The organism is Microbacterium sp. Bi128, assembly GCF_918698205.1.
In genome coordinates this window covers 1-1,452 of sequence record NZ_CAKKMM010001285.1, presented here as the reverse complement: position 1 = coordinate 1,452, position 1,452 = coordinate 1, and the positions used below count along the sequence as shown (strand labels likewise).

General features: G+C 68.4%; 2 protein-coding genes. Both read left to right on the top strand.

What is annotated here, in order from left to right:
* The first annotated feature begins 4 nt into the window (after positions 1-4).
* A complete protein-coding gene (locus tag LQV45_RS32055; protein ID WP_223913934.1) occupies positions 5-796 on the top strand; it encodes a PspA/IM30 family protein in 792 nt (263 codons plus the stop codon).
* A gap of 180 nt (positions 797-976) precedes the next feature.
* Positions 977-1,452: deoxyribodipyrimidine photo-lyase (locus LQV45_RS32050; protein ID WP_230011546.1), on the top strand; the 476-nt coding region annotated here is incomplete at its 3' end.

Below are 1,452 nucleotides of genomic sequence, written 5' to 3'. Positions count from 1 at the left end.
CACCATGGTTAAGCAGTCCATTTTCGGCCGCATGGCGCAGCTGGCGAAGGCAAACATCAATTCGCTGCTGGACCAGGCCGAAGATCCGCAGAAAATGCTGGACCAGATGGTCCGTGACTACACGAACAACATCGCGGAGGCGGAGTCCGCCGTGGCCCAGACCATCGGCAACCTGCGCATGCTCCAGGACGACTACAACGAGGACGTCCGCAACGCCCAGGACTGGGGCAGAAAGGCCCTCGCAGCCTCGCGCAAGGCCGACGAATACCGGGCGAAGGGCGACGTCGGCGATGCCGAGAAGTTCGACAACCTGGCCAAGGTGGCCCTGCAGCGCCAGATGGGTTCTGAGAACGAGGCCAAGGCCGCCGAGCCGAGCATCGCGTCCCAGACCGAGGTGGTGGACAAGCTCAAGCACGGCCTCGACCAGATGAAGGGCAAGCTCAACGAACTGACCAGCAAGCGCAATGAGCTGGTGGCCCGGTCCAAGACCGTGCAGGCCCAGAGCCAGGTCCACGATGCCCTCAAGAGCATCAACATCATGGACCCCACCTCCGAGGTGGGCCGCTTCGAACAGAAGATCCGCCGCGAGGAAGCCAAGGTCCGCGGCCAGCAGGAGCTCGCCGAGTCGAGCCTGGACGCCCAGTTCAATTCGCTGGAAGATCTTGGCGAGCAGACCGAGATCGAAGCCCGGCTGGCAGCGCTGAAGTCCGGCGGCGCCCCCGCTGCCATCGGCACCGGCGAAAAGAGCGCCGAGTCCGGTTCCACGGTCGAGGAGGCCGACTTCGACAAGCTCTGACCCGCCGGTCCGGCGCTTCCGCAGGACTGCTGCACGCTTCGGGCCCGGGGCCGGGCTCCGGCGGACGAACCTGACACCTCAGGATCGCCCGCCGGGGCCCGGCCCTCGTTGTGCCCTGCATGGCCCCATGTCTCCCCGCACAGGCGCCCGCGGCGGCGGGCGCGCGTGTACCGTGGATCCATGTCTGCGACCCTTGTGTGGCTCCGTGATGACCTCCGGCTGGATGACAATCCGGCTCTGGCGGAGGCCGCTGCCCTGCACCAACCCCTGACCGTCGTCTATGTCCTGGATGAGGAGTCACCCGGCATCCGGCCGCTGGGCGGGGCGGTGAAGTGGTGGCTCCACCATTCCCTGGCCGGCCTGGCCGCCGCGCTCGAGGCCACGGGCTCGCGGCTGGTGCTCCGCCGCGGCCCCGCCGCCCGGGTCATCCAGGACCTCGCGGTGGAAACGTCGGCAGACGCCCTGCTGTGGAACCGCCGCTACGGCGGCCCTGAACGCGCCGTCGACGCCGGCCTGAAGAGCTGGGCCGGCGGGGAGGGCCTCAACGCCACGAGCTTCCAGGCGAACCTCATGTTCGAGCCCTGGACCGTGCGCACCGGCGGCGGGGGCCCCTACAAGGTCTTCACGCCGTTCTGGAAGGCCTGCCTGGCCGGTGC